Genomic DNA, 18,792 nt, shown 5'->3' with positions numbered 1-18,792 from the left:
CCCCGATACCGCCGGCCTGGAAGCCAGCACAGGAACCGGCCCCGCCCCCGCTTTCCACGCGTGGCTCGGTGACGCGCTTCCGGACGTACCGCTGTCCAAGGCACAGAGCCGGGTGGTGGATGTGATTGCGCGTAACCCGCAGCTTTGCTCGTACGCAGACATCGCGGAGATCGCCCAGCGGGCCGACGTCAACAATTCGACGGTGGTCCGCGCGGCCCAGCACCTGGGCTACCGGGGCTGGCCGGACCTCCAGCGGGAACTGCGGTCCCGCTACCTGGTGATGATCTCCACCGAGGACACCCTGACCGAGCACGGGGAGCACCGCAGTCCCCTGCATGACGCGCTCAGCCACGACATCGAAAACCTGCGCCTGACCCTGGACTCCAACACGGCCGACGACGCGGAGGCAGCCATCGCCACCATGGCGGCGGCCAAGTCCATCATCGTCCTGGGGCTGGGTTCGTTCGCCGGCCCTGCCAGCGTGATGGCCCATCTGGGCTCAACCATGGGGTATCCCATCACGCTCGAGAACCGCGGCGCGGTTCACCTAGCCTCCAGCGCCAACGCCCTTGGGCCCGGCGACGTCCTGGTGGTCATCAACATGTGGCGGTCCATGCGGCAGATCATCGTCACCGCCGAAGCCGCAAAACAGGCGGGCGCCAAGGTCATCGCCATCAGCGACATGCGCCGCGGCCGCCTGGCAGCCGTCGCGGACCACCTCCTGGTGGTGGCCTCCGAGGGAATCTCCTTCTTCCAGTCCGTCACCGCCGCAAACTCACTGGTCTACGGCCTGCTCGCAGGCATGGAGGCCGCGCACCCCGAGCGCAGCCGCGCGGCCATCCGCCGCACGCAGCAGCTGTGGAAAGACCTCGACATCTACCTCGACTGACCAGCAGTGCACTGACCGCACCCCAACTGAAACCCCACATACCTTCTTCCAGGAGCAGCTTCATGAACACCAGCACCGAACGCCGCGTCGCCGTCATCGGCCTCGGCTCCATGGGCGGGGCGATGGCAGCCACGCTCCACAAGGCCGGCTGGAAGGTCACCGGATTCGACCCCTCCGAGGCAGCACGGACCGCCGCGACCGACGCCGGCATCGCCACCACCGCCAGCGTGGAAGATCTGGCCGGCAGCCCCTACGCGGTGCTCTCGCTGCCCGCGGCCAGCGTCGTGGAGTCCACCGTTCCCCAACTCCTGGCATCACCGGGAACCGTCGCAATCATCGACACCACCACGTCCGAACCGGCAACGAGCAAGCAGATGGCCAAACTCGCCGAAGCGCAAGGCGCAGCGTTCGTCGATGCCCCCGTCTCTGGCGGCCGCGACGGCGCATCAACCGGAACACTGAGCGCCTTCGTCGGGGCAACGGACGCGGCCCTTGCCGCCGCCGAACCTGTCCTGTTGGCACTCACCGGCGGCAAGTACAACCACATCGGCGGACCCGGCAGCGGCAACGTCGTCAAGCTCCTCAACAACGTCCTGGCGGCGGCCAACCTGGTCTCGGTCGGCGAAGCCCTCGGTGTCGCCAAGGCGTACGGCATCGATCCGGCGAAGGCGGCAGCAAGCATCAGCGAAGCCTCCGGCGGCAGCAAGGTCTCCGCGAACATGTACCCCAACTGGGTGCTCTCCGGAACCCACGATTCCGGTTTTTCGCTGGGGCTCATGGCACGCGACGCATCCCTCGCCGTCGACGTCGCTGCCCAGATCGGCGAAAACCCGGCGCTGCTGGCCGCCGTCGCCGGCCAATGGCAGGAAGCCCTGGCCGCCCTCGGGCCGCGCGCGGATTTCACCGAGATCGCACGGACCGTCGCCCCGGCCATCACCCCCGCCGGAGCGCCGGGCAGCACAAAGGGCAGCACAAACGACACCACCGCCGTCGCCTGACGGCTCCTGAGCACAGCGACCCCAACAAAGAGGACCACCACATTGAGCACCACCACAGCACCCACCTCCTCCTCGGCGGCCACCGCCAGGGCCGTCCTGGACGCGGCGTTCCCGGCCGGCCTGGGGGCATTCCTTGACGGCAGGACAGTCACCGGCAGCGGCGAGGCCATTACGCTGACCGCCGCGGCAACGGGTGAACCGTTCGCCACCTACGCCGACCCCGGCACCGAGGGCGCCAACGCCATCCTGGAGAGTTCGGTGGCGGGGGCCACAACCTGGGGCGAAATGAACGGGTTCGAACGGGCAGCCATCCTGCGCAACGTCAGCCGCGCCGTGGAAGCGCACGCTGAGGAACTGGCCATCCTCGAGTCGGCCACAACCGGGAAGCCCATCCGCGACGCCAGGGTGGAAGCCGCCAAGGTCGCCGAGATGTTCGGCTACTACGCGGGATGGGCGGACAAACTGACCGGCCAGACCATCCCCGTTCCGGGCCCCTGGCACACCTACACCGAACGCGTCCCCTGGGGCGTCGTCGTCGCCATCACGCCGTGGAACGCTCCGCTGTTCACCGCCGGCTGGAACTCCGCCGCGCCGCTGGCTGCGGGCAACGCCGTGATCATCAAGCCCAGCGAATTCACGCCGGCTTCCACCATCCGCCTCGCCCAGCTGGCACATGAGGCCGGCCTGCCGGACGGCGTGTTCAACGTGGCCGCGGGGCTGGGCCAGACCGTGGGCGCGGCCCTGACCAGCGACCGGCGCGTCGGCAAGGTCAGCTTCATTGGTTCCGTCCCCACCGGCCGCCGGGTGGCCGTCGCGGCCGCGCAGGCCGGCATTCCCGCGCTGCTGGAACTCGGCGGCAAGAGCGCCAACATCGTCTTCGCGGACGCCGACCTGGAACGGGCCGCCGACGGCGCCATCGCGGCGATCTTCTCCGGCGCCGGCCAGTCATGTGTGGCCGGGTCGCGGCTCCTGGTGGAACGCAGTGTGCACGCCCAGTTCGTGGAGCTGGTGGCGGACCGCGCCGCTCGGCTGCGGGTCGGTGACCCGCTGAGGGCGGACACCGAGGTGGGACCCATCATCACGGCGCAGCAGTTCGCCACCGTCACCTCGCTCATCGAGGTCGGTATGAACGACGGCGGACGCCGGGTCACGGGCGGAACGCTCCCTGACGCTCTGGCCGATTCAGCCCTGGCCCGGGGCCACTGGGTGATGCCCACGCTGCTCGACGGCGTGACGCCGCAGAACCGGCTCGAAACCACGGAAGTCTTCGGACCCGTCGTCGGGGCTGACGCCTTCGACACGGAGGCCGAGGCGATCGCCCGGGCCAATAACACGAACTTCGGCCTGGCCGGCGCGGTGTGGACCTCGGACGTTTCCCGCGCCCACCACGTGGCACGCCAGGTGAAGGCCGGCACATTCTGGATCAACTCCTACAAGACCATCCACGTGGCCGTTCCGTTCGGCGGCTTCGGGGACTCCGGCCACGGCCGCTCCTCCGGTCCGGGCGTCCTGGACGAGTACACGCAGACCAAGGCCATCTGGGTGCCGACCCGCGCAGCGGGTGCCCCCTTCCCGTCCCTCTCCTACTAGGGCAGGCATGTTTATGGAACCGAAGGAACCAACGCCTGCCTTGCAGGCCCTCCGCACTGCCCTTGCCGAGGCGGTCAGCAGGTGGAAACCGCGCGTGCAGGAAATGGCGCACCAGATCCACGCCCACAAGGAGGTGTCCTTCGAGGAGGTCCGCTCGGCCGAAGCGGTTGCAGCCCTGCTGGCCGAGGGCGGCTTCGAGGTGGAACGCGGCACGGGCGGCCTGCCCACCGCCTTCACCGCCACCGCCGGCAGCGGTGACCTGACGGTTGCGCTGTGCGTGGAATACGACGCCCTCCCGGACATCGGACACGCGTGCGGGCACAACCTGATCGCGGGTGCCTCCGTGGGTGCCGCCCTGGCGCTGCAGCCCTTCGTGGATGAATTAGGCATCACCCTGAAGGCCATCGGGACGCCGGCGGAGGAACACGGCGGCGGCAAGGCGCTGTTGCTGGAACGCGGCGCGTTCGACGGCGTCAGCCTCGCCCTGATGGTCCATCCGGTCCAGGACGGGGTGACTTACAACCCCGCGGGCACCAGCGCCCAGGCCGTGGGCCGGTACCGGGCGACGTTCACCGGACAGGCAGCCCACGCGGCGGCAGCCCCGCACCAGGGCGTGAACGCCGCGGACGCCGCCGTGCTGAGCCAGGTGGCCGTCGGGCTGCTGCGCCAGCAAATCCCCGGCGACCACCGCATCGCGATGTACGTCGCAGAGGCCGGCCACGTCACCAACATCATTCCGGAACGGGCAGTGGTGGAGTTTGAATGCAGGGCCTTCACACTGAAGGAATACGAGGCACTGCTGGAGCGTGTCCGCCGCTGCTTCGAAGGGGCCGCCCTGGCCACCGGCACCACGCTGGCCATCGAGGACACGGAACCGCTCTACGAGCCGCTGATCCAGGATGACGCATTGGCGGCGCACTGGACCGAGGCCATGGTGGTGTTTGGCAAGGACATCTCCCCCTCGGCCGGCATCAGCGGCGGCTCCACGGACATGGGCAACATCTCCCAAGTCATCCCCAGCCTGCATCCCTGGCTCAGCATTCCCGGCGCGGACGTACCCATCCACTCGCACAGCTTCGCAGCACTTGCAGACTCCCCCGCGGCCTACGCCGTGATGTCCGAGGCCGCCACCGCGCTGGCCTGGACGGTCGCCGCCGCGGCCACCAACCCCACCGAAAGGGCACGCCTGGTCAAAGCGGCTTACCTCCGTCAGACGCTCACACAGGAAGGCACATCATGAGCACCAGCACAACACCCGCGCGGACGGACAGGGCTGGTACCCGGCTCACCCTTCCCATCGCCGCACTGGCCTTTGTCATTGCCCTGGCGGTCCAGCTGATCGGCCAGGCCAAGATCGACGTCGGCATCGGCGCGATCGTCATCTTCCCCATGGTCTGGGGCCTCATCCTCGGCCTGTTGGTCTCGGTCCAGAAGTTCAAGCCCCTGGGCCTGGGCCTGCAGCGGGTCGCCGCCGCGCTGGTCGGTGTTGCCGTGCTGCTCCTGGTGGCCAGGCTGGCGTTCAACATCGGGCCCAGCCTTCCCACCCTGCTCAAGGCAGGGCCGGCGCTGCTGCTGCAGGAGGTGGGCCACCTGCTAGGCACCATTGCACTCGCCCTCCCGCTGGCCGTGCTGCTCCGCATGGGCAAGGCCACGGTCGGGGCAACGTTCTCCCTTGACCGCGAACCGTCCTTCGCCATGGTCTCCGAAAAGTACGGCCCCGACTCCGACCAGTACCGCGGCGTCCTGGCCATGTACGTTTTCGGCACCCTGTTCGGCGCCGTCTACATCACGCTGCTGACCTCGCTAGTGTCCAACTGGAAGATCTTCGATCCCCTGGCCCTGGCAATGGGCGCAGGCGTGGGTTCCGGGTCCATGATGGCGGCGTCCTCCGCCAGCATCATCGCCGCGTACCCCGGCGACCAGGAGGCGATCCTCGGCATGGCGGCCATCTCCAACCTGATCACCACCATCCTGGGCGTCTACGTCGGCATCTACCTCGCTCTGCCGCTGGCGGACCGTTTCTACCGGGTCCTCACCCGCAGGCAGACCCGCGAGGAGGCTGCAGTCACGGCCGGCACCCCGCCACAGCACGCGGACACTCTGCGTGGCGAAGCCGGCACGCAAGGCAGCGGCGCTGCGACGGAGCCCGGCGACGCAGACACCGCCCGGGAAGCAGCCCAGGCGGAGGAAAACCGCCGCTTCCGCGAACGGGTTGCCGAATCGTCGGCGGCCATGCACCTTCCGCTGTGGCTGTCGCTCTTGGTCCTGACGGTCCTCGGCATCGGCACGGCCTCGATCGCGGCCAAGGGATTCAGCCTGACCATCGTCGCCGGGTACGCCATCATGCTCGCCCTCGTTCTGGTCAGCATTGCCCTGGCCAAGCTCACCAAGAAGATCTCGGCGATCGTCTACATCACCACCATCGGCGCCTACATCTCCAGCCCGTGGTTCTTCGGCGCCGCAGCACTCGCCGGGCCCATCAAGTCGGTCGACTTCCTGTCCATCGCCACCGTCATGCTGACCCTCGCCGGCCTGTCCCTGGGCAAGGACATTCCGCTGCTGAAAAACATCGGCTGGAAGATCATCCCGGTGGGCCTGGTCGCCGTCACCGCATCGTTCCTGCTGTCCACGGTGATTGCGGAGTTCGCCCTCGGGTTGTGGCACTAACGCCCTAACGCACAAAAGGGAAGCGGACGACGGCGGGCCCTCCCGCCGTCGACCGCTTGCGTTAAGGGCTGCTCTACCCCAGATTCCGATCGATGCGCAGTCTCTTGCTGTACTTCATTAGAGTTGCCGGCGAGACGCTGTAATGACCGCCTGCGCCGTACTCTCCGCGACGGGCAGATCGGGCAGGATAACTGCCTGAAGCGCATGGTAAATGTCCGGCTTTCCAGACCACATGGTGTAGCTAGGGCAGTTATCTGAATCCAAAAGGTGGTGCCAGCTGCCATGTTCCCTGTCCACGAACCGGCTTTGCGCATAGGCAGTCCATGTATGAAGCTGCTTCGCGTATCGCGGGTCGCCCGTGAGGTTCGTCCAGGTGGCTGCGGCGGAAATAGCTTCCGCAGCCACCCAGTGCGGGCGGTCGCGGATGACCGGCAGGCCGTCCCAGTCCACGGTGTAGACGAAACCCTCCTCGCCGTCCACGGCCCATCCATGCGTCACCGCCGTTTCATAAAGGCCGGAGGCTGCTTCCCTTAGCCACGACGGGGGCAGTTCCCACGTCGACTCAAGCTGGAGCAGGAGGCGGCTCCATTCGAACAGGTGGCCGATCGTCATCCCGTAGGGGCGGAACTCATCGCGTGGATTATCAGCATTGAAGTCAGGCAGCGGGGTCCAGTCCGGCCCGTAGTGCTCGCTAAGCCACCAGTTCTCCGAACGGGCACGTACATTGATGAACGTGCCGGCGATCCGCAGCGCAAGGTCCCGCCAACGTTCATCGCGTGTGTGGCCATAGAGCGCGAGTAGGGATTCAAGCCCGTGCATGTTGGCATTTGCACCCCAATAAGGCTCAGGTTCGGTAAACTCCCGGTCCCAGGATTCGATAAGCGCTCCGGCTTCATCCGACCAGAATCTGCTTTGCATTACTTCGGCGGCATTCGCCGTCAAGTCACCAGCGCCGGGGACTCCGGCGGTTGCTGCAGTGGAAGCCGCCAAGACCACAAAGCTTGTTTCGTACGAACGCTTCCGATGGGACGCCGGCGATCCGTCCAGGGAAGCCACATAGCCCCCAAAATGTTTATCCGTGAATGCCCCTGAGAGGCTTTCAACCCCTCGCGCGGCATAGTCCCTAGCATCCGGCAGCCCGAGCAAAGAGGCGATACTAAAGCAATATGTCATTCGTGCAGTCACAAAGCATGCAGGAGAACGGCTCTTCTCTACGAGCCCGAAGCGACTCAGGAACCCAAACCCGTCAGGAACAATCGCTCCTTTAGCAAACTGGACCAGACGGCTGAGTTCATCATGACTGGTGCTGTTCAAGGGGCCGGGATGGATCAACAAGAGTGGCCTTTCACCCGATGACTGGACATTACGACACCATCTGGTCTTCAGGGACAGCCGGTACGGACTGGCACGATTGCCGTTCGATCAGCCTGACGGGCAGAACGTTTTTTCGCCTAAACCTCTTGGTTGGCGTCGCAATCCGGGCAAGGATACGTTCTGCCGCGACCCGCCCGACCAATCGCGGGTTCTGATCAATAACTGAGACCGAGGGCCGCAGTACATCTGCCATGGTGAAATCGCCATAACTGATAAGGGCGATATCAGTTCGGTCCAACGCCTGAAGGGCCGGGAAAACGCCTATTGAGAACCGGGCGTTGGAAGAAAAAATGGCGGTGGGCGGACAGGGCAGCGCAAGTAGGGTCTTACAGGCTTGCGCGGCGCCGTCCGCGTTGCGGGAACCGAGCACAACCAACTCCTCATCCCTCCTCAAGCCGGCGTTGTCCAAGGCGGCGAGGTAACCCTCCAGGCGCAGCCGCGTGGTAGGAACCTCTGTGGAATCCCCGACGATCGCGATCCGAGTGTGCCCGTGAGCAATCAGGTGCTGAGTCGCCTCGAAGGCCCCACCGAAGTCGTCTTCCACGAAGTAGTCTGCGCTGAGCTTCAGGGGCGTACGGTCGATGAACACGATCGGGAAGCTGTCCTGCCAGCGCGCGAGGTAGGACTGATCCGCAGATATCGGGGCAATGATGAGGCCTCCGATTTGGTGGCGGACCGTCGTTTCAATGATGCTCTGCTCCAGGGATGGATCATCTCCGAGGCTGGTCACGACTATCGCCATGTCCTGCTCACGCGCTGCCTGCTCGATTTCCTTCGTGACCGCAGCAAAGAAGGGGTCGGCGACGTCTGGAACGGCAATGCCGATAACGGCGGACTTGCCTTCACGAAAGGTGCGCGCCAGCATGTTCGGGACGTATTTGAGTTCGCGCATGGCAGACTGCACACGTTCGCGGGTGTCTTCCGTGACGTGCGGATCGTCATTGAATACCCTGGAAACCGTCTTGGCGCTCACTCCAGCGCGGGTGGCCACGTCCTGCATGGTAGTCATTCTTCGACTCCTTCACCGTCTGCTGGAAACAACCTTGGGGCTCGACTAAGCGGGTCCGAGAACCGACACTCCACCAGCCTAATGTCATCGGTGACAATCGCCCACAGGCCCCATCCTGCCGCATGTCTACAGGAACTTCAAGGACTCACATGTCATCGATGACATCATTTTCGTCGCTTTCCTTGACATCGATGACATGGCGGCTCTAGATTGCTGTAAGGCAGGTCACAAGGGACTCTCACGAAGGGTGTTGGGTCCCCCGTTTCAGGCCCAGCAATTCACTTAGGCAGGGCTTCAAGGGTGCGGCAGCAGGGCTTCTTCACCGTGGCATGACCAACGGAGGAGACACCGATGAACACCGCTGAAGATCTGGCATCAGCACCGGGACGGGGAGCCGAGCGGCTGAACTGCACGCTGGACGAACTGGTGGAGCGGGCCCGCGCTCTCGCTGCTTCCGGGACGCGGCGGATCCTGGGGATCACGGGGGCACCGGGCGCCGGCAAATCCACCGTGGCTGAGGCTATCGCCGGGGCCATGGAGGGCAAGGCGGCCCTGGTCGGGATGGACGCATTCCACTTGGCAAACAGGGTCCTTGACTCCCAGGGTTCACGCAACCGCAAGGGCGCTCCGGACACGTTTGATCCTTGGGGTTACGCGAATCTTTTGCACCGGCTCAAGTCCGACCGCGCACCGGTAGTTTACGCCCCGGTATTCGACCGCGGACTTGAGGAATCCATCGGCAGCGCTGTTCCCGTGGGCCGGGACATCCCGCTGATCATCACGGAAGGAAATTACCTTCTTCTGGACAGTGAGGGCTGGCAGGCGGGCCGGCAACTGATTGACCAGGTCTGGTACCTGGCAACGAAGGATGACGAACGGCAGATGAGGCTGGTGCGCCGCCATCAGGCGTTTGGAAAACCGCCTTCAGAAGCCACAGCCTGGGCGCTGGGCAGCGACCAACGCAATGCCGACATCGTCGAAGCCACCCGTGAGCGTGCGGATCTGATCATCAACCTGACCGGCACCTGCAGGCCGGTAACCAAGGCGCGAGTGTGAACAACAGGAAGGCAGAAGTGACAGCACAACGAAGTGTCTCCGGCCAACCGGCCGGGACGGCGAACACCATCCCCCACCAGCTGACAGGTGCCACACCATGACAACCATCCCGGTTCTTGAAGCCCGCGGACTGACCCGCAGCTTCGGCAACGTCCGCGCCCTTGATGGGGCAGACTTTGATGTCAATGCAGGCGAAGTCGTTGCCCTCATTGGTGACAACGGCGCTGGCAAATCCACCCTCGTAAAAGCGCTCTCGGGGAATCTCGCCCTCGACTCGGGCCAGATCCTCTTCGCCGGCGGCGAGGTCGAGCTCACCTCCCCGACCCACGCCAGCAGGCTGGGCATCGAAACCGTTTATCAGGACCTGGCCCTGGCACCACACCTGAACGCCGCCCAAAACATGTTTCTCGGCCGTGAGATCTCCAAACCCGGACTCCAGGGCCGGCTGGGATTCATGGACAACAGGGCCATGCGGCTGAAGTCCCGGGAAGCTTTTGACGAACTTGGCGCCACTGTACGCAGCCTGTCCGATCCCGTCGGCAGCATGTCGGGCGGCCAGAAGCAAGCGATCGCCATTGCACGGGCCGTTGCCTGGGCCAAGGGGGTCATCTTCCTGGATGAACCGACAGCGGCCTTGGGCGTCGTACAGACAAGGAACGTGCTGGACACCATCCGCCGCGTCCGCGACAAGGGCGTGGGCGTTGTATTCATCAGCCACTCGATGCCGCACGTCATCGATGTCGCCGATCGGGTTCAGGTACTCCGACTCGGACGGCGCGTGGCCACTTATGAAGCAAAGAAAACGACTGTGGAAGAACTAGTCGGCGCAATGACCGGCGCACTCGATGGAGCTCAATCATGACCACGACAGAGGCAACCCCCCGGACCGCCGGGACGGCCAGCATCCTTACACGCACCTATTCCTTTCACCAGGTTCTGCGGGTGCAGTCGTTCCAGATCCTGCTCGTCCTGCTGGTCATCTTTCTGATCTTCGCAGCCATGGCACCGGACGTTTTCCCGACTTGGGGCAACGTCCGCCAGATCATCCAGAATGTCTCCATACTGGGCGTCTTGGGTATCGGCATGACCTTCGTCATTGTCACCTCCGGCATTGATCTGTCTGTTGGATCCAACCTCGTCTTCTCGGGCGTCGTGGCCGCTAAGGTCATGCAGGCTGTGGGCGATGCAGGCTGGGGAACGGCGCTTGTTGGCATCTTCGTTTCCGTCGGTTGCGGACTCGCGTGGGGCCTTCTCAATGGCATCCTCATCGCGAAAGCCAAAGTGCCGCCGCTGATCGTCACCCTGGGCACACTTGGAGGAGCCTTGGGACTGGCACAGGTAATTACCGGAGGCGTCGACATCCGCGAAGTTCCCGCCGTGCTGCAGGACACCATCGGTTATGGCAACGTTCCCGGTACAACTCTGCCCACGATTTCCTTGATTGCGATGCTCCTGATCCTGGTCTTCGGGGTCGTGCTCCACCGGACCAAATTCGGTCTTTACACCTTCGCCGTCGGGTCAAATGAGGAATCTGCCCGCCGGGTGGGGGTCAAAGTCGACCGCCAGCTCATTTCCATCTATGCACTTTCCGGCGGGCTCGCGGGGGTCGCAGGCATCCTTTCACTGTCTCAGTACGGCACCACGGCTATCGCCGGGCAGTCGGCCACCAATCTCAACGTGATCGCCGCCGTCGTGATCGGCGGAACCTCGCTGTTCGGCGGAGTCGGCACCATCTTCGGAACCGTCGTCGGCCTCTTCATCCCCGCTGTGCTGCAAAACGGCTTCGTGATCGTCGGAGTCCAGCCGTTCTGGCAGCAGGTCGCCGTCGGCGCCGTGCTCGTCGCCGCCGTGTACGTCGACCAGCGGCGCCGGGCAGCAGCGGCACGAGGACATTCAACCAAAGAAGAGGGCAAGAAAAGGCTCTTCACGCGTCGATCCAGCTGATTCTCCCCACCACCCCGATACAGACCAAAGCAAAAGAGGAGCTAGACAATGAAGTTGACCCCTAAGATCACCCTGCTCACTGCAGGCATGCTTGCCGCAACGTCCCTTACGGCCTGCGCCGGGGGCACCGCGTCCGCCGGGAGCTCCGCCGGCTCACAGCCCAAGCTCGCGTTCATCCAAGGCGTTGCCGGGGATGAGTTCTACGTCAGCATGCAGTGCGGGATCGACGCCGCTGCCAAGGCGGCCGGAGCAACCATCAACACTCAGGGGCCAGCCAAGTTCGACCCGACGCTGCAGAAGCCCATCGTGGATTCCATAGTGGCTTCGAAGCCCGACGCTATTCTCATCGCACCAACCGACGTGGCGGCCATGCAGGCCCCCTTGAAGGCAGCCACTGCCGCCGGCATCAAGGTCGTCCTGGTTGACACGACGGTCCAGGACCCATCGTTTGCCTCGTCGTCTGTCGCGTCTGACAACAAGGGTGGCGGCCTTGAGGCCTTCAAGGCAATCAAGAACCTCAACCCCGACGGCGGAAAAGTGCTCGTGATCTCCACAGATCCGGGCGTATCCACGGCGGATGCCCGCGTTGCGGGCTTCGAAGAGGGAGCCAAAGCTGATCCGGCATTCCAGTACCTCGGCGTGCAGTACAGCCACAATGACCCGGCCGAAGCAGCCAAGCTCGTTTCCGCGGCGCTGGCCAAAGACCCCGACATTGTCGGTGTATTCGCAGCAAACACCTTCGCGGCAGAAGGAACGGCGACCGGCATCCGCCAGGCAGGAAAACAGAACCAGGTGAAGATCGTCGGGTTCGACGCTGGACCGGCACAGGTCAAGCAGCTCAAGGACGGCGTCGTTCAGGCGCTGATTGCCCAGGAGCCGGCCTCCATTGGCACTCAGGGCGTAGAACAGGCAATCAAGGCCATCAAGGGCGAGACCACGCAGAAGGAAATTCAGACGGGATTCAAGCAGATCACCGCTGACAACATCAGCGGCGAAGGTTCGCAGTACGTCTACAAGTCTTCCTGCTAACAGCTGGCCTGTCGGTGCTGTGCCCGCCCTTCCAGACGGGCGCAGCACCATCAACCTCCCCTGAAGGAGAAGAAATGACCTCCCTGAATGATGCGGCCCTTCCAGAACTGGCCGGCCGCCTCTCGGTACCGAATTACGACCGCTCAGCAGTCAGCACCGGCATCGTCCACTTCGGCGTTGGAGGATTTCACCGCTCCCACGAAGCCATGTTTATTGACAGGCTCCTGAACCGCGGGGGCTCCAATGATTGGGGAATCTGCGGCGTCGGCGTTCTTCCCTCCGACGCCCGTATGCGGGACATCCTCCAAACCCAGGACGGTCTCTACACCCTGGTCCTTAAGAACCACGCAGGCGGCGACGACGCCAGAATCATTGGCTCGATCAACGAGTACCTGTACGCTCCCGACGATCCGGCCGCCGTCATCGGCAAACTGGCCGACCCCGCCACCCGCATCGTATCCCTGTCCGTCACTGAGGGCGGGTACAGCATCAACGGCAGCACCGGAGAATTCGATCCCCGGGCCCGGGACATCCTCCATGACCTGGAGCCCAACACGGTTCCCCAGTCCGTGTTCGGCTTCATCACCGCCGCCCTCGAACGACGTCGTCGGGATGGCCTCAGGCCATTCACCATCATGTCCTGCGACAACATCCAGGGCAACGGCAACGTGGCCCGCAAGTCCCTTGTGTCCTTCGCCCGGCTCAAAGACCCGACCCTCGCCGACTGGATCAGCGAAAACGTTGCCTTTCCAAACTCAATGGTCGACCGCATCACGCCCGTCACTACCGACGCCGACCGGGCCGCGGTCTCCCATAGCTATGGGCTCACCGACGCATGGCCCGTCATCGCCGAGCCCTTCGAGCAGTGGGTCCTGGAAGACAAGTTCACGGCCGGTCGCCCACGCTTGGAAGACGTCGGGGTGCAAATCGTCGAGGACGTCGAACCCTACGAACTCATGAAGCTTCGGCTGCTCAACGCCAGCCACCAAGTCATGAGCTACCTTGGCTACCTCGCCGGACACCGATACGTCCACGAGGTCTGCACCGATCCACAGTTCGTCGACTTCGTCCTCCGCTACATGGCAGAGGAAGCGACACCAACACTTCGCCCGGTACCCGGCATTGATCTGAGCGCCTACCGGACCGAACTCATCCGGCGCTTCTCCAATCCCGCGATTCAGGACACCCTCGCCCGCCAAATGGTTGACGCCTCCGATCGGATACCCAAGTTCGTTCTGCCGGTTATCCGCGAACAACTCGAACTCAGCGGACCCATCGACCGGGCCGCCCTCGTTGTCGCAGCCTGGTCACGGTTCCTCGAAGGGACCGACGAAGAAGGCCAACCGATCGAAATCACGGACCGGCGCCTGGAGGCACTCCAAGCAGCCGTTCGCACGGACCAAGACGATCCCGGCTCATTCCTGAACCTCCCCGAAGTCTTCGGTGACCTCGGCCAGAACGCCCGCTTCGTGGCTGCCTACTGCCAGGCCCGGGAAGCCCTGAAGCGCTCGGGCGCACGAGCAGCCGTTCAAGACCTCACCAATCTATGCCTATCTGCAAGGAAGCCTTCATGAACCAGTCAGAGACAACTAGCACAGACATCGAGACGCGATCAGCAATGACCGATTTCAACGGACGCACTATCCTCGTCACCGGGGCCAGCGGCGGCATCGGTGCTGCCACGGTCCGGCAGCTCACCTCCGCCGGAGCAAAGGTGATCGCCAGCGCGCGCACGCTCGAATCATTGGCCCCACTGTGCGACGAAACCGGCGCCCAACCTGTGGCCTTCGACCTCACCGATGAAGAAGGCATCAAGGACGCCATCGAGGGCCTCGACTTGTGGGGCGTCGTGAACTGCGGCGGCTTCGGCGGCGAGATCGCCACCCCGCAGGAGACCGACATCGACATCTTCGACAAGGTCATTAGCATCAACGCCCGCGGTGCGCTCCTGGTCATCAAGTACGCCGTGCCCGCCATGATCCGGGCAGGCAATGGAGGCGCCATCGTCAACGTCTCCAGCCAGGCCAGCCTCGTGGCGCTCACCGGCCACATCTCCTACGGCTCATCCAAAGCAGCCCTGGACAACATCACTAGGGTCTCCGCGCTGGAACTCGGCAAGCACAACATTCGCGTCAACAGCGTCAATCCGACCGTGGTCATGACCGACATGTCCAACTTCTATTGGGGACGGCCCGATATCGGCGGACCCTTCCTCGAGCAAATGCCCCTTGGACGCTGGGCCACAGTCGACGACGTCGCCGCACCCATCGTCTTCCTGCTCAGCGACGCCTCGGCCATGATCACTGGCGTCTCCCTGCCCATCGACGGCGGATACTCCAACCGTTGACGCTCTCCCTACCGGGGATGCCGCGAACCGACCGCACATCTGGAATGAATGAGAATGCACATGACCGAAGAACTGACCTCCCAGGCGATCATCGTCTGCGGGGTGCCCGCAAGCGGCAAGACAACGTTCGCGCATGATCTGGCCCGTGAACTCCGCTGGACCTTCCTTGACCTCGACACACTCACGAACCCGCTGTTCGAGCACATGGGAGGCGAGTTCCTGGTGGACGTGCCAACGGCGCAACCACCGGTCCGCGCGAGCGTGAACGATATCCGCTACACCTGCCTCTTCGACACCACGAAGGAAAATCTCGCCCTCGGCAACAGCGTCATCGTCGTCGCCCCCTTCACATCGGAACGCACCTTCCCGGAGGCCTGGGACCGGCTGATTGAACGGCTGGCCATCCCTGCCGGCCGGGTCCACCTCGCCTGGATGGACACTCCGCCCGAGGAAGTAGTGAACCGCATGGTGCTCCGCGGCGCTGCACGCGACCTCGAGAAAGTGAAGGACCCCGAACGCTTCCTCTCGCCCGACGTGACGTGCGCGCCCGGTGTCGAGCACATCCGGATCGACGGCCTGCTGGCCCCGCGGCAGCAGATCGAACACTTCCTGCAGGACTTTGGTGTGCGGCAACCCGTGAGCTGAGTCTTGCGGCTAACTGCCGCGCCCCCATCAAATCACGCTAACGCCTCCGATATCCGGGTCGAGGTGCGATCCAGCCTGCCTCGATCACGTCGTTTCGCCACTTTCGCCCGCCTGGGCCGTCCAAACCAAACCATTAATAAGGAGAACCTAATGAACGAACTTACGACCCTCGAACGCCGCGGTATGGCAGCGATCTCGACCCCCGGCGGCAAAATGCTCATCGTCGCCGCCGACCAGCGCAATGGCATGAAGGCCGTCATGAATGACGCACCCGACGGCCCGAACTCGATCACCGCTGACCAGCTCGCCGATGCAAAGGCGGACCTGGTCCGTCACCTTGGCAACGCCGCCCCGGCGATTCTGCTCGACCCCGAAATCGCCCTCCCCCGCATCGCAGATGAGGGCGTTCTCTCACGCGACACCGCGCTCGTCGTCGGTCTCGACGCTTCCGGCTTCGAGACGGTTGACGGCCTGCGCTACACAAAGTTCGTCCCCGGAATGTCACCGCGAAAAGTGCGTGATCTCGGCGGTGACGTCGCCAAGATGCTCTGGTACATGCGGCCGGACCTTCAGGATGCCGGTTCCCGCGTTGCAGACGAGATCCGCGAACTCGTCGACGCATGTTCCAAGGAGGGCCTCCTCCTCATCGTCGAGATCCTGGTCTACCGCCTCGAAGACGAAAGCGAGGAGGTTTACGCCGCCGCGTTCCCCGGTCTAGTCGCCGAGTCCGCACGCCTCTCGGTCGAGTGTGGCGCAAAGGTGCTCAAACTGCAGTACCCCGGATCCGCCGAGGCCAGCGCCGCCGTCACCGAGGCCGCCGCCGGCGTTCCCTGGGCAGTCCTGTCCGCCGGCGTTGACCACGAAACCTTCATCAAACAGGTCGAAACCGCGGTTGCGAACGGCGCCGGCGGCGCCATGGCCGGCCGCTCGCTGTGGAAGGACAGTCTCGCCGTCTCAGCAGAAATCCGTGAGCAACTCCTCACCACCAGGGCGCTCCCACGCCTGCGGGAACTCGAAGCCGTAGTGGACCGCACTCTGGTAGCTTCCTAGGAATCGGAGCGGACGACGGCGGGCCCTCCCGCCGTCGTCCGCTTCCTTTGTTTTGGCTCTTGTCAGCGCAACCGGTACGTGAGTATGGTGCGGCCAGCCGGACTTTCGGCCGCGCCGGATGATTGGCAGTCCCGGAAGCCTGGCGGTACAGCGCGGCGCCCCAAACGGCGCCGCCGTCAGGGGCCACGACGCGCGCAATCACGGCCCCGTAAATCCAGGCGCCCGCTCACCGCGGTGGCACGGCCACGGGCGACGCAGGACGCCACGCTTCCGATAAAGGGAGAACCTGATGTTAGGCACCACAAGCCGCCTCGCCGCCGTCGCTCTCGCCGCCGGCCTCATGGGCATCGCCGCCCCCGCCCATGCAGCCCCCGCGACGCTCGTTAGCGCGGGACCCGGAATCCTCGTCGCCGACGGCGCCGCCGTCGATATTCCGGTGACCTTTGTCTGCGACACCGATCCCACCCTGCTCATCGCGGTACCCGTCATCCAGCTCACGCAAAGAGCCAGCGACGGACGGATAGCCGGCGGGATCGGAAACGAACAGCTCAGCTGCACCAGGCAGGCCCAGACCGTCACCCTCCGGGTGGTTCCCAACGTGATGGCATTCAACGAAGGCACGGCCGCGGCCACCGTCGTTCTGCAAAGCTGTAACGCGCAGTTTCAGTGCTCCGTAAAGATCATCAACACCGAGGTGAAACTCGCCAAGGGCACGGCCTCCGGGATCCTGCCCCAGAGGTAGGGCTAGGAATCTTCCAGCTCGCGGACTATGCCGTCCACCAGCGATGCCGGATCACCGAGGATATTTACGGGAATATGCGCCTCATCGGTTCCCAGCGGCTCCAGCGTCGCAAGCTGCGAAGCCAGGAGGCTGCTGGGCATGTATTCGTGCGCCCGGCCGCTGATCCGGCCCGAATGGTGGCGCCTCGCCGGAAAGGTGGATGAACACCAGGTCAGGTGCGTAGCTGCGCAGCAGGTCCCGGAAGCTCCGCTTCAGCGCCGAGCAGGCAAGCCGGCGAAGTTGAGGAGGACTTTGCCGGATTGGGCGGAGTTGCGGGCGATGTCGAAGGCTGCGAGGGCGTCGGTGACGGGGTAGTCGTGGGTGATGACGGGTTCGATGTTCAGGGTGCTGTCGGCGAGGGCGGTGATGACCTCGTCGATTTCGTCGTTGAACCGGAACGAGCCGCGCAGGTCCAGTTCCCGGGTGATGGCCAGGGAGATCAGGACCGGCTGCGGGCCGGTGGGCAGCAGCCCGACCATGACCACGGTCCCGCCCCGGGCCGCGCCCTGGATCGCGGAGGCCAGGCCGTGGTGGTTCCCGGAGGATTCAATCACGACGTCGGCCTGCACCTTGGCGATCGCCTCCGCGTCGGCGGCGTTGAGGACCTCGTCCGCGCCCACCGCCGACGCGATCTCCAACGGTTTGGCGTGCATGTCCACCGCGACGATCCGGGCCGCGCCGGCGCGTTTGAGGACCGCGACCGTCAAAGCCCCGATCGGGCCGGACCCGATGACGAGCACGGTTTTGCCGGCCACGTCCCCGGCCCTGGACACCGCATGCCAGGCCACGGACGCCGGTTCAATCAACGCCGCGGTGCGCAGGTCCAGGCTTTCGGGCAGGGCCCGGAGCATCCGGACCGGCAGGTTCACGTACCGGCTGAACGCCCCGTCCGTATGCGGGAACCTCGCCGCGGAACCCAGGTACGTGCAGCCCGGGGACAGGTTCGGCCGTTCCGCCGGGTACCGCGGCGCGTCCGGGCCCGTGCCCGGTCCCGGGGTGGCCGGGTGCACCGCCACCGGGGTCCCGGCTCCCGGGCCGGTCCCGTCCGTCGCGGCCCTGACCACCCGGCCGGAAATCTCATGTCCCAGCACCAGGGGCGCCTTCAGGATCGACTCGCCCGCCGCGCCGTGCAGCCAGTAATGCAGGTCCGACCCGCAAATCCCGCCGTACAGCACCTCGATCACGGCCTCATCCGGGGCCGGGGCCGGCAGCGGGACCTCATCGACCCGCAGGTCCCCCTTCGCGTGCGCGACCACCGCCGGACCGGACACCGGCAATTCCGTTGCTGCTGCTGTCGTTGTTGAAGTTTCTGTGTGTGTCATCAGACCACCACCGTCATTCCGCCGTCGATAAAGATCGTTTGCCCGTTCACAAAATCAGACCCGGACGAGGCCAGCCACACAGCCGGGCCGG

The 18,792-nt window shown here is 64.8% G+C and carries 18 protein-coding genes and 1 pseudogene; 14 read left to right on the top strand and 5 right to left on the bottom strand.

The window, feature by feature from the left end; genetic code table 11:
* The first annotated feature begins 16 nt into the window (after positions 1-16).
* The 5 genes from CXZ05_RS19160 to CXZ05_RS19140 all read left to right on the top strand — a co-directional run bounded on the left by CXZ05_RS19160 (position 17) and on the right by CXZ05_RS19140 (position 6,144).
* Entirely contained in the window at positions 17-889 is an 873-nt protein-coding gene (locus tag CXZ05_RS19160) for a MurR/RpiR family transcriptional regulator (protein ID WP_258006651.1), read from the top strand.
* Between the two features lie 62 nt (positions 890-951).
* The gene (locus tag CXZ05_RS19155; RefSeq protein ID WP_102974105.1) at positions 952-1,887 is read left to right on the top strand and encodes an NAD(P)-dependent oxidoreductase; all 936 of its coding nucleotides are present in this window, start codon (positions 952-954) and stop codon (positions 1,885-1,887) included.
* A gap of 42 nt (positions 1,888-1,929) precedes the next feature.
* Positions 1,930-3,477: an aldehyde dehydrogenase gene (locus CXZ05_RS19150; RefSeq protein WP_102974104.1), complete on the top strand. Its 1,548-nt coding sequence runs from the start codon at positions 1,930-1,932 to the stop codon at positions 3,475-3,477.
* A gap of 7 nt (positions 3,478-3,484) precedes the next feature.
* Positions 3,485-4,717, top strand: a complete 1,233-nt coding sequence (locus CXZ05_RS19145; RefSeq protein ID WP_374754677.1) for an amidohydrolase — start codon at positions 3,485-3,487, stop codon at positions 4,715-4,717.
* Positions 4,714-6,144 carry a DUF3100 domain-containing protein gene (locus CXZ05_RS19140; protein WP_102974102.1) on the top strand — a complete coding sequence of 477 codons (1,431 nt, stop codon included), beginning with the start codon at positions 4,714-4,716 and terminating at the stop codon, positions 6,142-6,144. The genes CXZ05_RS19145 and CXZ05_RS19140 overlap by 4 nt, the downstream gene beginning before the upstream one ends.
* A 117-nt stretch (positions 6,145-6,261) precedes the next feature.
* On the opposite strand, the gene CXZ05_RS19135 is transcribed toward CXZ05_RS19140, so the two are convergent.
* Both CXZ05_RS19135 and CXZ05_RS19130 read right to left on the bottom strand, forming a co-directional pair.
* Positions 6,262-7,458 (bottom strand): AGE family epimerase/isomerase, encoded by a 1,197-nt coding sequence (locus CXZ05_RS19135; RefSeq protein ID WP_180987465.1) that lies wholly within the window; start codon positions 7,456-7,458, stop codon positions 6,262-6,264.
* 49 nt (positions 7,459-7,507) lie between these two features.
* Complete coding sequence (locus CXZ05_RS19130; RefSeq protein WP_102974100.1) at positions 7,508-8,527, bottom strand: LacI family DNA-binding transcriptional regulator; 1,020 nt, start codon at positions 8,525-8,527, stop codon at positions 7,508-7,510.
* Between the two features lie 351 nt (positions 8,528-8,878).
* On the opposite strand from CXZ05_RS19130, the gene CXZ05_RS19125 reads away from it, so the two are divergent.
* From CXZ05_RS19125 to CXZ05_RS19085, 9 genes are all read left to right on the top strand, one after another.
* The gene (locus tag CXZ05_RS19125; protein WP_102974099.1) at positions 8,879-9,583 is read left to right on the top strand and encodes a nucleoside/nucleotide kinase family protein; all 705 of its coding nucleotides are present in this window, start codon (positions 8,879-8,881) and stop codon (positions 9,581-9,583) included.
* A gap of 97 nt (positions 9,584-9,680) precedes the next feature.
* Positions 9,681-10,445, top strand: coding sequence for an ATP-binding cassette domain-containing protein (locus CXZ05_RS19120; RefSeq protein ID WP_102974098.1), 765 nt, complete (start codon positions 9,681-9,683; stop codon positions 10,443-10,445).
* Complete coding sequence (locus CXZ05_RS19115; RefSeq protein WP_102974097.1) at positions 10,442-11,527, top strand: ABC transporter permease; 1,086 nt, start codon at positions 10,442-10,444, stop codon at positions 11,525-11,527. The genes CXZ05_RS19120 and CXZ05_RS19115 overlap by 4 nt, the downstream gene beginning before the upstream one ends.
* 48 nt (positions 11,528-11,575) lie before the next feature.
* A complete protein-coding gene (locus CXZ05_RS19110) occupies positions 11,576-12,556 on the top strand; it encodes an ABC transporter substrate-binding protein (RefSeq protein ID WP_102974096.1) in 981 nt (326 codons plus the stop codon).
* Positions 12,557-12,630: 74 nt separating this feature from the next.
* Entirely contained in the window at positions 12,631-14,130 is a 1,500-nt protein-coding gene (locus CXZ05_RS19105) for a mannitol dehydrogenase family protein (protein ID WP_102974095.1), read from the top strand.
* Positions 14,127-14,903: an SDR family oxidoreductase gene (locus tag CXZ05_RS19100; protein ID WP_219726567.1), complete on the top strand. Its 777-nt coding sequence runs from the start codon at positions 14,127-14,129 to the stop codon at positions 14,901-14,903. Before CXZ05_RS19105 ends, CXZ05_RS19100 begins: the two co-directional genes overlap by 4 nt.
* 60 nt (positions 14,904-14,963) lie before the next feature.
* The gene (locus CXZ05_RS19095) at positions 14,964-15,548 is read left to right on the top strand and encodes an ATP-binding protein (RefSeq protein ID WP_180987464.1); all 585 of its coding nucleotides are present in this window, start codon (positions 14,964-14,966) and stop codon (positions 15,546-15,548) included.
* A gap of 150 nt (positions 15,549-15,698) precedes the next feature.
* On the top strand, positions 15,699-16,598 hold the full coding sequence (locus CXZ05_RS19090; protein ID WP_102974093.1) for a tagatose-bisphosphate aldolase: 900 nt from the start codon (positions 15,699-15,701) through the stop codon (positions 16,596-16,598).
* Positions 16,599-16,887: 289 nt separating this feature from the next.
* On the top strand, positions 16,888-17,340 hold the full coding sequence (locus tag CXZ05_RS19085; RefSeq protein ID WP_102974092.1) for a hypothetical protein: 453 nt from the start codon (positions 16,888-16,890) through the stop codon (positions 17,338-17,340).
* A gap of 2 nt (positions 17,341-17,342) precedes the next feature.
* Here the strand turns inward: CXZ05_RS19085 and CXZ05_RS23180 are convergent, their stop codons facing one another.
* The 3 genes and pseudogenes from CXZ05_RS23180 to CXZ05_RS23540 form a co-directional block, all read right to left on the bottom strand.
* The gene (locus tag CXZ05_RS23180; RefSeq protein WP_180987463.1) at positions 17,343-17,480 is read right to left on the bottom strand and encodes a hypothetical protein; all 138 of its coding nucleotides are present in this window, start codon (positions 17,478-17,480) and stop codon (positions 17,343-17,345) included.
* A gap of 111 nt (positions 17,481-17,591) precedes the next feature.
* Positions 17,592-18,701, bottom strand: coding sequence for an L-idonate 5-dehydrogenase (locus CXZ05_RS19075; protein ID WP_102974091.1), 1,110 nt, complete (start codon positions 18,699-18,701; stop codon positions 17,592-17,594).
* A pseudogene (locus CXZ05_RS23540) lies at positions 18,701-18,792 on the bottom strand (gluconate 5-dehydrogenase); the annotation flags it as partial. The gene CXZ05_RS19075 and the pseudogene CXZ05_RS23540, both read right to left, overlap by 1 nt.

Source organism: Arthrobacter sp. AFG20, from assembly GCF_002892795.1.
Taxonomy (GTDB): Bacteria; Actinomycetota; Actinomycetes; order Actinomycetales; family Micrococcaceae; genus Arthrobacter.
This window is presented reverse-complemented; position numbering and strand designations above follow the sequence as displayed.